This window comes from Allobosea sp. FBZP-16, assembly GCF_002831785.1.
In the GTDB taxonomy this organism is placed as follows: domain Bacteria; phylum Pseudomonadota; class Alphaproteobacteria; order Rhizobiales; family Beijerinckiaceae; genus Allobosea; species Allobosea lupini.
The window spans coordinates 413279-425887 of the sequence record NZ_LNCQ01000023.1; the positions used below are offsets into that span (position 1 = coordinate 413279).

At 64.8% G+C, this 12609-nt stretch carries 15 protein-coding genes; 4 read left to right on the forward strand and 11 right to left on the reverse strand.

What is annotated here, in order from left to right:
* The first annotated feature begins 66 nt into the window (after positions 1 to 66).
* Positions 67 to 303 (forward strand): hypothetical protein, encoded by a 237-nt coding sequence (locus CXY91_RS11785; protein WP_100961475.1) that lies wholly within the window; start codon positions 67 to 69, stop codon positions 301 to 303.
* A 24-nt stretch (positions 304 to 327) separates the two neighbouring features.
* Here the strand turns inward: CXY91_RS11785 and CXY91_RS11790 are convergent, their stop codons facing one another.
* The 10 genes from CXY91_RS11790 to CXY91_RS11840 form a co-directional block, all read right to left on the reverse strand.
* The gene (locus tag CXY91_RS11790) at positions 328 to 606 is read right to left on the reverse strand and encodes a hypothetical protein (RefSeq protein ID WP_100961477.1); all 279 of its coding nucleotides are present in this window, start codon (positions 604 to 606) and stop codon (positions 328 to 330) included.
* Between the two features lie 39 nt (positions 607 to 645).
* A complete protein-coding gene (locus CXY91_RS11795) occupies positions 646 to 1137 on the reverse strand; it encodes a pyridoxamine 5'-phosphate oxidase family protein (protein WP_100961479.1) in 492 nt (163 codons plus the stop codon).
* 153 nt (positions 1138 to 1290) lie between these two features.
* Positions 1291 to 1803, reverse strand: a complete 513-nt coding sequence (locus CXY91_RS11800; RefSeq protein ID WP_465246853.1) for a cupin — start codon at positions 1801 to 1803, stop codon at positions 1291 to 1293.
* 52 nt (positions 1804 to 1855) lie between these two features.
* Positions 1856 to 2743, reverse strand: a complete 888-nt coding sequence (locus CXY91_RS11805) for a hypothetical protein (protein WP_100961481.1) — start codon at positions 2741 to 2743, stop codon at positions 1856 to 1858.
* Positions 2744 to 3162: 419 nt separating this feature from the next.
* Entirely contained in the window at positions 3163 to 3462 is a 300-nt protein-coding gene (locus CXY91_RS11815; RefSeq protein ID WP_091843699.1) for a PRC-barrel domain-containing protein, read from the reverse strand.
* Positions 3463 to 3879: 417 nt separating this feature from the next.
* Positions 3880 to 5283: a M24 family metallopeptidase gene (locus tag CXY91_RS11820; protein ID WP_100961485.1), complete on the reverse strand. Its 1404-nt coding sequence runs from the start codon at positions 5281 to 5283 to the stop codon at positions 3880 to 3882.
* A 44-nt stretch (positions 5284 to 5327) separates the two neighbouring features.
* Positions 5328 to 6143: an ABC transporter permease gene (locus CXY91_RS11825; RefSeq protein WP_100961487.1), complete on the reverse strand. Its 816-nt coding sequence runs from the start codon at positions 6141 to 6143 to the stop codon at positions 5328 to 5330.
* Complete coding sequence (locus CXY91_RS11830; RefSeq protein WP_091843711.1) at positions 6136 to 6966, reverse strand: ABC transporter permease; 831 nt, start codon at positions 6964 to 6966, stop codon at positions 6136 to 6138. The genes CXY91_RS11825 and CXY91_RS11830 overlap by 8 nt, the downstream gene beginning before the upstream one ends.
* A 36-nt stretch (positions 6967 to 7002) precedes the next feature.
* The gene (locus CXY91_RS11835) at positions 7003 to 8040 is read right to left on the reverse strand and encodes an extracellular solute-binding protein (RefSeq protein WP_100961489.1); all 1038 of its coding nucleotides are present in this window, start codon (positions 8038 to 8040) and stop codon (positions 7003 to 7005) included.
* A gap of 21 nt (positions 8041 to 8061) precedes the next feature.
* Positions 8062 to 9162, reverse strand: coding sequence for an ABC transporter ATP-binding protein (locus CXY91_RS11840; RefSeq protein WP_100961491.1), 1101 nt, complete (start codon positions 9160 to 9162; stop codon positions 8062 to 8064).
* 284 nt (positions 9163 to 9446) lie between these two features.
* Here CXY91_RS11840 and CXY91_RS11845 point away from each other — a divergent pair, with 284 nt between their 5' ends.
* The gene (locus CXY91_RS11845) at positions 9447 to 10160 is read left to right on the forward strand and encodes a GntR family transcriptional regulator (RefSeq protein ID WP_248307447.1); all 714 of its coding nucleotides are present in this window, start codon (positions 9447 to 9449) and stop codon (positions 10158 to 10160) included.
* 243 nt (positions 10161 to 10403) lie between these two features.
* Here the strand turns inward: CXY91_RS11845 and CXY91_RS11850 are convergent, their stop codons facing one another.
* Positions 10404 to 11339 (reverse strand): LysR family transcriptional regulator, encoded by a 936-nt coding sequence (locus CXY91_RS11850; protein ID WP_100961495.1) that lies wholly within the window; start codon positions 11337 to 11339, stop codon positions 10404 to 10406.
* Between the two features lie 159 nt (positions 11340 to 11498).
* Here CXY91_RS11850 and CXY91_RS11855 point away from each other — a divergent pair, with 159 nt between their 5' ends.
* Entirely contained in the window at positions 11499 to 11828 is a 330-nt protein-coding gene (locus CXY91_RS11855) for a nuclear transport factor 2 family protein (RefSeq protein ID WP_100961497.1), read from the forward strand.
* Positions 11825 to 12604, forward strand: coding sequence for an SDR family oxidoreductase (locus CXY91_RS11860; RefSeq protein ID WP_100961499.1), 780 nt, complete (start codon positions 11825 to 11827; stop codon positions 12602 to 12604). Before CXY91_RS11855 ends, CXY91_RS11860 begins: the two co-directional genes overlap by 4 nt.
* Positions 12605 to 12609: the final 5 nt, after the last annotated feature.

A 12609-nucleotide genomic window follows, 5' to 3' on the forward strand; every position in this document is an offset into this window, starting at 1 on the left:
GTGGCTCTCCTGAGCCAGGGAACAACCAGGCTCCACCCCGGTTGCAACGCAAACGGAGGAAAAGCCATGGCCAAGCAACCCGAAGCTCTCGCCACCTTTGCCGCCAGCGCCAGGAACGCGGGCAAGAAGCCGAAGGATATCGGCCTGGAGGCGACGCCCGAGACGAAGGGCATCCCGACGGATTCTCGAAAGAAGGACGCAGCAGCGCGAAAGGTGCTGAGGGAAGGCGTGCTCCACAAGGATCAGGGCGCCGACGAAGCGATCGATGCACTGCCTGATCGGACGCGGACGAAAAAGCGCTGACGCGACATAGCGGTTCAGCGTCGTTCAGCTCCGGGCCTTGCCGCGGCTGCGAGTCCCGGTCGAAGGCGCTTTCCTCGGTGCCGAGCGCCGGCGTTGCGGCGTGACGTCCTTGGCGCGACGGGCTCGCGCTTCAAGCTTGAGTCGATAGAGGCCGTAACCGATCGCTCCAACAACCAGGATCGGGGCCGGGAGCCTTGCCGCGAGCAACGTCAATGGAACGGTCATTCCCTCAGGAATGTCTCCGCGCTCGGCATCGCGCGCGATCCAGGCTGTCGCGACGCTGTTGAGGATGGCTTTGATCATGTCGCGCGCTCGGCTTATGTCAGTGGTGCGGCCAAATGGTCAGGCGAGCCTTATGTTGGCTGTCTTGTCCGCATAGTCCTTCTTGGGGTCGGAGCCGAAGAGCAACTGGATGCCCGCAATCAGGCTCCACTCGTTCTCCCAGATTTCCGCCTGGCGCGGGTCGAAGCGGAGCAAGGCGAGCTTGGGGTCATCCTTCCCCTGCTCGTACCACGCCGCAACGAAGCGGTTCCAAAGCCGGTCGATGACCGCCCGATCATTGTCGAGCACCAGGGTGCCATTGATCCTGGCGAAGAGGTCATGACCCTTGTCGGCGAAGGACATGAAGGCGTTCTCGCTTCCGGTCAGCGCCTTCACCAGTTCGGTATCCGATGCGGAGAAAATCCATAGCGGCCCACGGTCGGCATCGCCATCGAGCTGGACCGTCATCGGCCGCATCAGATTGTCGCCTGATCTGTCGAGTCCGAGCATGACGGTCATGTCGGATCGCAGCGCCTTCCAGAGTTTGGCTTCAAGCTCGTTCGGTGTTGGCATGACGGCTCCAATGCGTTTCGCGGACAACCCGCGAGCAGAGACTGAAGTTCCGAAACCGGCCGCGGGTAAGGACGCGGCACGTGGTCGCTGAAGCGAGTAGCCATCGGCGCCTGCCGCTCGTCGACCTTGGGCAGGCTGCAGCCGAGCGCATCTCTAAAGCCCGTCGCGCCAATGATCGAGCATCGGTCCCTGGCGCCCTGACAGGGGATCGCTCGCAGGCCTTGCTAGCCGGCTGATGGCTGCCCTGATGTCCGGAGTGGGAGGATCCCGCAGAATGTCCCCGCTCTGACCAGGCGGGTACGCGCCCACCACCAGGAAATCGCTGCTGGCTGTGAGCCGGCAATGCCCGGTGCCGGCGGGCAGCAGGAGTACGTCTCCCGCACGGACTCCGATCTCGCGACCGCGATCGCCGCCCAGGACCAGCTCGGCAGACCCCTTGGCAATGCCCAGCACTTCGTGGCCCTTTGAGTGATAGTGGTGGAAATCGTAGATGCCGTTGCGCCAGGCCGGCGGCCAGCCATTCTCCTCGAACCGCCGCTCCATGGCGGTGGCCAGGTCGGCCTGGTCAGACGCAAGCGCCTGTCGATAGACGAGCGCCGGGAAGCGCTGATTGTTCGGGATCGGCCCCCGCTCATCGAAAGGTAAGACGAGTATCATCGTCGCCATGCTTTCCGATAACCGGGATCGAGGTCGTTTCGATCTCGATCCCGGCATTTGCCTAGGCTCCGCGCGTCCCCCACAAGGCGGACAGATCCAGTTCCTCGTCGCGGTGCTTGCCGCCGAGTTGAGCCGCCATCCAGGCAGCGGCAGCCCCCACCAGTAGCGCCGCGGCGGTCAGGAAGGCCGACAGAACGCCGACCTTTCGCGCTCGCTCGGCCGCCTGCTTCGCGCTTTCCTTTGCCTGATTGAGGCGGGCGACGGCATCGTCGATCCGTTTCTCAGCCTCGGGCTGCGCGATGTTCATCCGCGCTGCCATCCTGCTTGCAATGTAGGAGCGATCGGCCGGATCGAGCTGCCCGCTGGCGAGGCTTCGAACCAGTATGCGGGAGGCCTCGTCACGCTCGGCCTGGGTCACGGGTGCGGTGCCGGTGGAGCGGGTCACCGTGTCGGCGGCGACGGAAAGCGGGTCTGGCTGCTGGCTGAGCGCAGTACCGGCAGCGCTCGTGACCGCGGCAGCACCGGAGGCTGCTGTCTTGGCCAAGCCTGCGACGGACGATGCCGCGAGACCCGCGATCAGCAACGCGCCGACAGCCCAGACGACCAGACCGTGCGAACCATCGCGCACATGGCGCTCGTGCTGGCTGGCATCGGCGGCAGGACGCCGCATCCGGCCGGCGAGATAGCCGCCCGCGGCGGAAGCCATCACGCTCACCCATAGCGCCCACAGCGCGCCCGCGATGGCCAGCGCGGTGAGGCCAGTCGATCTGGAAGGCTCGAACGAGACGAGCGAAAGCCCGATCGCCGAGCCGAAGGTGGTGAGAAGCGTGGTGATGGCAGCCGAGAGCGTCGCGCCGCCGAATATTGCGCCCCATTCGAGATAGGAGCCGGAATGCGGTGCGGTTTGGGTCGGCGCAACGACGACGACGTCAGTGGTTTCGCTTGCCATGAAACGCTCCTATCGCAGGCCGAAGAAGGAGAGGATCGCCATGACCACGACCACGAGGCCGACCAGATATATGATGTCGTCCATGGAAGTTCTCCGGGTGGCGCGCTTGGCGGGACTGCCGGGAGAACTGCGAAGAGGATCGGGAGTTCCGTCGCCTCGTGTGCGTGACAGATCGCGCTCCACTCGCTCGCTGGTCATATCGGGAGACGAGTGCCGACCACACCGAACGCATGAACCCCGCCGGCAAGCCGGCGGGGTTCATTGGGCCTCCAGCCCGTTGCCCAGCTGCGAACGTGGGCACTACCGCGAATTCGGGAGGCTTAACACCGCAAGCCCCGGCAGGTTCCACGCCAACTGATCAGGCTGAGCTGCGATATCGCTTATCGGTCAGGCCTTGCTTGAATCGGGCCGGGCTGAGGCTATGGCTCGGCATGTTCGGGCATGGCCTTCAGCTGATCCTTCGTCCAGCTCGTCACCGCATGGACGTCACCGTCCTCGTCACGCATGAACTCGAGCTCATGCATCGGGACCGCCACGGGCTTCGCGCCGATCCCCAAAAAACCACCGACGTCGATGACGACCTGTGCGCTCGGGCCGGTCCCGTGCAGATGAGAGACCGAACCGATCTTGTCGTCACCGGGCCCATAGATGGTCGCGCCGTCGAGGGCCACGGCAGTGAGATCGGAGTCGGCAAGACGGATGTGCTTCGAATGATCCATGGTTTCCTCCTCATCCAGATGTTCAATGAACGGGAGGCGGCACTCAGGGTTCCGCACCAAAAAAGCCCGCCGGCGCGAGCCGACGGGCTGGGATAGCTGAGCGGGCCGGGACGCAACCCCCTGCTTGCGAGCGGACGCTGAGATGTCAGCATTCCCTTATCTCGGCTTGGCGCAACCGCCACCGCGGTCGCAAAATAGCTGGCGCTTCATGCTCTCGGAACGGACCCGCCGAGGTTATCAACAGGCTCGTTGCGGCCGACCCAGCGCGCTCGATTTTCCAGCAGAACTTGGATCGAGCGGTCATCTCGCAGCGGTTCCCTCCATGTGAGAGATGGCCTGCCTCCACCGCTCTGGCAGAACGGGCTCTCAGCTTGCGAAGGAGCCGAGAGCCCTGTTGGGAAGCTGCGCCGCCTTCCCTCAGGCCGCGACGCGATGTGTCGAGAGTGGCGTGTGGCAGCTCAGGTTCTCGAAGCCATCCTTGGTGACGGCGTAGAAGTCGCCGAGATTGGCGCCGGCCGAGAGTGGCTCCAGCCATTGCGCGTGCAGCACGAAGACCATGCCCTCTTCGAGCCTGTCGTAGTTGTGCGAGGCCAGGTTGAAGCTGTTGTCGGCGCCCGCCATGCCGACTGCGTGGCCGATGTTCGGGTTATGCGGTCCGTGCGTCGCTGGGTAGACATGCATGAGCTTGCGGCCCTGCGCCTCCCAGTCGATGTCGCGGACATACTGACGCTTGATCAGGCGCGGGCCACCATCGTCGGCCGTGCTCCAGTTGTAAGGCATGGTCCGCGTCTCGGGCGAGGTCAGCAAGCCCTTTTCGATGAAGGGCTCGAAAGCGGCGTTGTTGATGTCGCGCATCAGAGCGCCAGGCCGGATCAGCTTCTCGGCGCGCTTCACCCCATCCTCGCAGGCGGAGAGAACGAGCTCCTGCCGGGCCGTGATGTCGCCGACCGCGATCATGCGCGAGGTCTGGGCGTTGTAGCCGCGCCAGGTTACGTTCGAGATGTAGAGATTGGCGATGTCGCCCGGACGCAGCACATGGCCATAGGGCTTGCCGCAATGCGTGCCGAACTCGTTGACGCCGATCTGGTAGCCGTCGGCGGATTCGCCGCCACGCGCGAGCTGCGCGAAGGTGAAGGCCGCGAAGATCTCAGCGTCCGTCACGCCCGGCCTGGCCACGTGGTAAGCGGCCTGGATACCGGTATCGATGAGCTGGCAGGCGGCGCGGAACATGCCGATCTCGCGCGGTGACCGAACGCGCTGCATCCGGTCGACGATGCCGTTCTCGCGAACGTATTCTGCGTTCGGCACCAGCTCCTTCAGGAAGCCGAAGAAGTCCGCGGACTTGGCGTCGCCGAAGCAGGCGATCTGCGGCCGCGGACCGACGAGCCCGGCCATCAGCTTGGCGCAGGCCTCGGCGGTCTTGTAGACCGACGAGCCCGGCCGATCGGCATATTCGCGGCCGATGGCGCCGACCTGCCAGATGTCCTCGACCAGAACGGGCTCACCACCCGGTGGCAGAATAACAGCCTGGGTGAAGAACGAGATCAGCGTCAGCGGCTTGTCCTCGTCCATGGGGACGATCAGCACGCCCTCGCGCATCCAATCGACGAGATAGCGCAGATAGCAGTTCGAGGTGTGGAACCAGCCGATCATGTCGGTGTGGACGATCGCGATGTCGTGGCCTGCGACGACGCATTCGCGGCGCACGCGCCTGAGCCTTTCCTCGAACTCCTCGACAGGCAGCGGAGGCGGCGGATCGAAGTGGAAATCCGGCTCGAAATCGGCGAGCAGGGCCTCCACGCGGCGGCTGGCAGCGAGCATGGGCGTCACTTTTCTTGCTTCCTGAGGGTGATTGGTTTGGGCGGTCAGTGCTGGCGCCTGGGTTCGAGGACGCGCCAGGAGACGAGCAGGCAAAGGAACACGGTCCCGATCAGCAGACCGGAGATCGCCGCGACGCGGACGTCGAGCGATTCCTCGATCATCTGGAACATGCGCAGCGGCAACACGGTGGTGCGCGGATCGGCGAGGAAGAGCGTGACCGAGACGTTGTCGAGCGACTGCATGAAGACGAGGAACATGCCGGCGAAGATGCCGGGCAGCATCAGCGGCAGGGTCACGCGCAGGAAGGTCCTGAACTGCCCGACGCCGAGCAGCGCGGAGGCCTCCTCCAGGCTGGGATCGAGCCGCTGCGTGATCGCGGCGCAGGCGCGGTACATCAACGGCCCGAACACGACGATATGGCCGAGGACGACGAGGCCGAAGGAAGGGCTCAGGCCCGCGCGGCCCGAGGCGATCAGGGCGGCGAGGCCATAGACCAGGCTCGGCAGGACCAGCGGCGCGAGCATCAGCGGCTCGACGGCAGCGGATGCCGCAGGCTTCAGCCGCGTCACGCCATAGGCGGCCGGCGCCGCGAGCAGGACCGTGCCGACGACCGCGAGCACCGCGATCTGGAGGGAATGCGAGATCGCGGTATGGATCGGGGCCGATTGCTCGGGGTCGAGCAGCGCCCGGTACCAGCGAAGGGAGAAGCCGTCCGGCGGAAACTTCAGCGTCTGGCCGGAGGTGAAGGACATCGCGAGGCCGACCGCGACCGGCGCGACCATGAACAGGATGGCGAGGCCGCCGACGCCATAGACGAAGAGGCGGTAAGCCCAATCGGAAGGGCGATGAGCTTCAAGCATGGCCGGCGAGCCTCGGATGGCGGGCCGCGGCCGTCATGGCGAGCATGATCAGGCTCGTGGCCGCGAGCAGGACGAAGGCGACGGCCGCTGCGGACGGCCATTGGAAGAGCACGCCGACCTCGCGGTAGACGAACTGCGGCAGGTAGATCAGGCGGGCGCCGCCGATCACCGACTGGGTGACGTAGGAGGTGGTGGCGCCAGCGAAGACCAGCACCCAGCCGGCAAGGAAGCCCGGCGCCATCATCGGCAGCAGCACCGTGACGAGGATGCGCCACGGCCCTGCGCCAAGCGTCTGCGCCGCGGCCGAAAGCGCGCCGTCGCTGCGGGCGATGACCGCCATCACCGGCAGGACCAGTAGCGGCAGTTCGATCTGGGCGAGCACGACGACGAGCGCAGTCTCGTTAAAGAGCAGGCTTCGCGGGGCCGGCGCCAGCCCAAGCTCGACCAGCGCCTGGCTGATCGGACCCTGCCGGCCGAGAATGACGATCCAGGCGAAAGTGCGCACAACGTTGCTGGTCAGCATCGGCAGCAGCGTCAGGAACACGATCACGCGGCGTAAGGCCGGGCTGGCATGCCAGTAGAGCAGCGTGATCGGCAGGGCGATCAGCGTCGTCAGCGCGACCACCTTGAAGCCGAGCGCGATCGTATCGACGAGAACGCTCAGCACGAAGGGGTCTGCGAACAGGCGCTGATAATTGGCGAGCGTCGGCGAGCCGGAGGTATCGACGAAGCTGAACACGCCCAGCAGAGCGAGCGGCAACACAAAGCCCGCCAGCGACAGGGCAAGCATCGGCAGCAGGAACGGAAGGCCGTTGCGGTTCATTGCGCGCCTCGCTCGAGGGATCGCCTGAGAAGAGGCCTACTTGCGGACCACCCGGTCGAATTCCGCGGTCCAGGCAGCGCGCTTGGCGTTGATCTTGGCCCAGTCCGGGTAGACCAGCTTCTTCAGGTCGTCCTCGGACACGAAGGACTTGATGCCGGGCGTCAGCGGCACGTCGCTGTTGGTCGGGATCATCTCGGTCGGCGGCAAGGCGAGCTTGGACTGGGCCTCGGCCGAGATCGCCGCGTCCATGTACTGGTAGACGCCCTCGGGATTGGCCGCGCCCTTGGCGAGGTGGATGGTGACCGGAACGCTCGGCGAGCCGCTGATGGGATGAACGAACTCGCAGGGCACGCCGAGCGATTTAAGCCGCGCGACATTGCCGGTGCTGGCCATGAAGACGCCGATCTCGCCCTGCTGGAACATCGTCATCTGGGCGCTGCCATTGTTGGCGATGGCACCGACCTTGGGCATGTGCGAGGCGAGCAGCTTGAAGACCGGCTCCATATTGTCCTCGCCGCCGCCATAGAGCTTGGCGATCTCGACCCAGGCCATCGCAGCGGTGTTCGAGCCGAAGCCGATCCAGGCGACCTTGCCGTCATAGGCCTTGTTCTCGAACAGATCCTTGTAGCCGGCGGGCTTGGGCACCATCGTCGGATTGTAGGCGATGCCGTTGATCTCGACCGTGACGTTCGGGCCGTATTCGGTGCGGGCCGATGCCTCGAGCTTGTCCCAGTTCTTCAGCTTCGACGGATCGATCTTCTCGATCAGCCCGCGCGACACCGCTTCCGCCGTCTGGCCAGGCGACATCAGCACGGCGTCGAAGGAGGGCTTGCCGGGGCTCGCCAGCAGCTTGGCGAGCTGGTCCTGCGCCAGGGCCGGCGAGACGACGAGCTGCGTGCCCTGGGCTGCGACGAGCGGCGCCACGATCTTGCGATAGGCGTCCTCCCAGGCGTTGGGGAAGGCGGCGGCGACGACCGAGCCGGCGGCGCGCGCCTGTCGGATGGAAAACACGCCGAGAGCCGGGAAGCTGGCGAGGCCGGCGGTGAACTGGCGGCGGCTGAGAGCGCTGGTCATGGCGGCGATCCTTTCGGAAGATCAGGGAGCAGGGAAAAGGCGGCAGCGATCGAGCGCGAAGCTGACGAAGACGTCGCGCGGCAGTTCGGTGGAGTCGGAGGCGCGGTCCGCGATCGCCCTGACGGGCGTCGCACCCTCGACCAGCAGGTCGTGGACCATCAGATGGCCGAGCGGCACCGACAGCACGCGCTTGGCCGGCAGCGCGCCGGGCGTGGGCGACGCGGCGAGCTTCACATGCTCCGGGCGGACGGCGAGGACGACGTCCGAAGTCGGCACAAAGCCGACGGGGCCCGGCATCGCCAGTTGCGAACCCGATGCGAGGCGCAACAGGCCGTTCCCGTCGTCAGCCCTGGCGACCGTCGCCTTCAACAGCGAGGCGTGGCCGACGAAGCCGTTGACGAAGAGATTGGCGGGCTTGTCGTAGAGTTCCGCCGGCGGACCCGACTGCTCGACCCGGCCCTTGTTCATGACGATGAGCTGTTCGGCGACCGACTGCGCCTCTTCCTGGTCGTGCGTCACGATGATCGCCGTGATGCCGAGGCTGCGCTGGAGCTGTACGAACTCGAACTGGAGGTCGGCGCGCAGCGAGCGGTCCAGCGCCGCGAAAGGTTCGTCGAGGAGCAGCAGGGCCGGACGCGGCGCCAGCGCACGGGCAACCGCGACCCGCTGCTGCTGCCCGCCCGACATCTGCCGCGGCAGGCGGTTCGCAAAGGGCTCCAGCCGCACGATCGACATCATCTGCGCGACGCGCTCGCGGCGTTCCTCGCGCGGCAGGCCGGACAGCCCATAGGCGATGTTCTCGGCGACCGTCATGTGCGGGAACAGCGCATAGTTCTGGAAGACCATGCCGACCTTGCGTTCGCGAGCCGGCACGTCCGTCACGTCACGGTCGCCGATCATGACCTTGCCGACGCCCGGCCTCAGCAGCCCGCAGACGATCCGCAGCATGGTCGACTTGCCGCAGCCGCTCGGCCCGAGGATGGCGGCGATGCTGCCGGCCGGCACGACGAAATTGACATCATCGACGGCCTGGGCACCGGCATAACTGTGGCTGACGCCGCTGACGGCCAAAGTTTGGCCGAGCGGCGAGGTCGAAACCGGCTTCTCCATGATCGCTTGCATGCGCCGCCCGCTTCTGTGGCCAACGAAAGATCGCTGCTCCACGTGCTGGCAAGTGGCGTGCCAAGAGCGCGTACACCTCGCAGAGGACTTCACAAGGGTTTGATATATCTAAGAATTTTATGATTCATGATCGGTTTCATATCTGCGGAATAAATTGCTTTCAGTTTTGCTTTCAGTTTTGAATGCTTAAATGATAGCGCTGTCTGCACACATAATGGCCTATCGAGATGACGCCTCGGCGAGATAGAATCGCGGTATCGATTTGCTTCGAGGATTGAATGCGCATGGCCGAGCGCAATGGTGATGCAACGGGCGACGACATCGTCGAGCGCATCTGCGACACGCTCGCGGAAGCCATCGCCGAAGGAGCGCTGCGCCCTGGCATGAAGCTTCCCGAGGATGTCGTCGGGGGGCATTTCGGTGTCAGCCGCACGGTCGTGCGCGGCGCCATCGCGGTGCTTCAGCGCGACCGGCTGGTCGAGCGCAAGCGCAACCGCGGCGCCTTCGTCGCCGAGCCCGGCATCGACGAGGCGCGCGCCCTGCTGGAGGCGAGGCGCTCGCTCGAAATGCTGATGCTGGACCATGCCTTCGAGCGCGCCTCCGCAGAGAAGCTTGAGGCACTACGAGCGCTGACGATCGAGGAGGACCGGATCCACGCCGCGCCCGATGATGCCGCCAAGGAAAAGCTGTCAGGGCGCTTCCATGTCGAACTGGCAAAGCTCGCCGGCAACCCCGTCCTGCTCGAGGCGCTGGAAAAGGTGCTCGCCCGCATCTCGCTGGTCAACGCGATGTACCGCCGCGATCACGGCGACCAGTGCGGCGCCAACCATCATCGCGACATCATCGAGGCCGTCGCCGCCGGTGATCAGCCGGCCGCGCGCAGGCTGATGAGCCAGCATCTCGACGATCTCGAACACCGGCTCATCCTCGACGAGGCGCAGGGCGACAGCCACAGCCTGACATCGGTGCTGGAGCGATTCTCGGCTCGGGCCGGGTGAATTGAAGGCGTGACCGCGCCCGAGCGAACGCGAGGCACGTCCTGCTCCCGCGATGCAATCAAGGACGGATATAGGGTGACGGAACGGGTTCAGCCGCAGGCTCCATGCAGTCACGACGCCGTCGACATCGCGACTTTCGACATCCTCGTCCGGATGCCGCATCCGCCGAGACCATAGCAGTCCTCATCAGTGCTCGGCGCCACGAGCTGCCATTCGCTGCCCGCCGACACCGGACTTTCAGAATTAGGAGGCCGAACCGCGGCGTGGTCCGGGATCAGCGCTTGATGCCGCGGTAAACTCGCGTGCGAGAGTGATGAATGCCTTGAACGCAGCGGATGGGTTCTTCCGGCCGGGGTAATAGAGGCACAGCGGCGCGACCGGTTTCATCCAGTCCTCGAGGACTTTGATCAGGCGGCCTGCATCGATGTCGTCACGGACGTCCGACTCCATGAACAGGCCCAGGCCGATCCCGTGGAGTACCGCGGTACGTGAGAGGCTGGCCTCATCGAGGGTGATCGGTCCTTTGACGTCGATCTGGATCGGCTCGCCATCCTTCTCGAAGTGCCATTTATAGATGCCGCCATCGGGCAGTCGGATGCGGATGCAGGTCTGATTGAGCAGATCGAGGGGAACGCGCGGCTTGCCGTGCATCTCCAGATAGGCTGGCGACGCCACCACGACGTAGGATCGGGCGTGGCCGATCGGGACGGCGATCATGTCGCTGGGCACGAAATCGGCGCTTCTGACGCCGAGATCGAAGCCGTCTGCCACGACATCGAGCAGACGACCTTCCGTCACGAGATCGATATGAACCTGCGGATATCGGCGCAGGTATTCCAGGATCACCGGCTCCAGGATCTCGCGGGCGGCGGTCGGAAACGCGTTGATCCTGATTGTCCCGGACGGCACCTCTTGTTGGGACATGGCGCTGTCCATCGCGCTGTGAATCTCGACAAGAGCGGGCCCGATCTGTTCGACGAAGTTTCGTCCTGCATCGGTGAGCGAAACGCTCCGTGTCGTCCGATTGAACAGGCGTACGCCGAGCTGCTTTTCAAACTTCGCGATGAGATTGCTCAGAGCCGTCGTGGAAATCTGCAGTTCCATCGCCGCCGCCCGGAACGACTTGCGCCGCGCGACCGCCATCACGGCGTCGAGCTCGATGAGGTTATGGCCGATCATTGTCCCGAATTTCGAAACGTTTCATCCCACTTTATCCCAGTTATCCCCCTGACTGTCCATCGCTACGTTCGACTCCGTAGAAGCAATCGCAGACGTCATATCCAAGAGGATGGGCTTGCGAGAAAAATTACGGACTCCGTTCTGTAAGGATGATGAAACATGTCACTCGAATTTCCTGAACCGATCGCGCGCTATTTTACCGCCGAACTTGATCCCAACCCTCAGACCATGGCCGATTGCTTTTCGGATCGAGCGATTGTCCGGGACGAAAACAATATCCATACAGGCCGAGACAAAATTCGTCAGTGGAAAGTCGATTATTCCAAGAAGTATACGGCTCAGTCGACGCCTGTTTCGGTCGCCCAGGATCGCGGCCGGACGGTCGTCACCTGCCATGTCGAAGGGGATTTCCCAGGCAGCCCGATCGATCTCAGATTCTTCTTTCGGGTGGAAGGCGGCCTGATCAGCGAGCTGGAGATTACCGTATGAGCCCGTTCATCAGCCTCGAGGGCAAGCGGGCGCTCGTGACGTCCGGCACGCGTGGCGCAGGCGCCGCAACCGTCAAGCTCTTTCGAGAGCTGGGCGCCGAGGTCCTGACCAGCGCCAGGTCGAGACCGGAGGACCTGCCGGAAGAGATGTTCGTCGGCGTCGACCTCACGACTCCGGAGGGCTGTGCGCAGCTCGCAGAGACCGTGCGGCAGCGCCTCGGCGGCGTCGATATCATCGTGCACATGTTGGGCGGGTCTTCCGCCCCGGCGGGCGGATACGAGGCCCTGACCGACGAGGAATGGCGCAAGGAGCTCGACCTCAACCTGATGCCGGCCGTCCGCCTGGATCGCGAGCTGGTGCCGGCGATGACCGCGCAAGGCAGCGGTGTCATCGTCCACGTCACGTCCATCCAGCGTGTCATGCCCTTGCCAGAGTCGACGATCGGCTACGCTGCAGCGAAGGCCGCACTCTCGTCCTACAGCAAGAGCCTCTCCAAGCTCGTCTCGCCCAAAGGGATAAGGGTCGTCCGCGTCTCGCCGGGATGGATCGCCACGGAGGGTTCTATCGCGTTCGCAGAGCGCCTCTCGGGGCAACACGGCGTCAGTGTCGAGGCCGGCAGGAAGATGATCATGGATGCGCTCGGCGGCATTCCGATCGGCCGCCCGGCCAGCACCGACGAGGTTGCGAACCTGATCGCGTTCGTCTCCTCGGATCGAGCAGGAAGCATCACCGGGACCGAGTACGTCATCGATGGCGGGACCGTGCCGACGGTCTAGGTGAA